General features: G+C 65.7%; 1 protein-coding gene. It reads right to left on the reverse strand.

Annotation, left to right across the window (positions count from 1 at the left end):
- Nucleotides 1–560 (reverse strand): phosphate ABC transporter ATP-binding protein (locus ACTF4R_RS21155; RefSeq protein ID WP_440010629.1); only part of this gene is annotated, 560 nt, incomplete at both ends.

A 560-nucleotide genomic window follows, 5' to 3' on the forward strand; every position in this document is an offset into this window, starting at 1 on the left:
CCGAACTTGCCGGTGATGTAGTCCTCGACGCGCTGGCTGTTGGGGTTCTCGAAGATGTCGTCGGTGTCGCCGTACTCGACGAGTTCGCCGCCGGTGAGGAAGACGGCGGTCTGGTCGCTGATGCGAGCGGCCTGCTGCATGTTGTGAGTGACGACGACGACCGTGTAGTCGTCGGCGAGTTCTTCGATGAGTTCTTCGATTTTGGCGGTGGCGATGGGGTCGAGCGCGCTCGCGGGCTCGTCCATCAGGATGACCTCGGGGTCGACCGCCAGACACCGCGCGATGCAGAGCCGCTGTTGCTGGCCGCCCGACAGCCCCAGCGCGTTGTCGTCCAAACGGTCTTCGACCTCGTCCCAGAGCGCCGCCTGCTTCAGCGAGCGCTCGACGAGCGCGTCGGCTTCGTCGCCGTTGGCGTTACCGAGCAGGCGCGCGAGCAGGCCGGTGTCGACGTCGCCGTGCTTGCGCGGCCCGTACGTGATGTTGTCCCGGATGGATTTGGGGAACGGATTGGGCGACTGGAACACCATCCCCACGCGCTTGCGGAGTTCGACGAGGTTGAC

It is taken from the genome of Halomicrococcus pelagicus (assembly GCF_051917725.1).
Taxonomy (GTDB): Archaea; Halobacteriota; Halobacteria; order Halobacteriales; family Haladaptataceae; genus Halomicrococcus.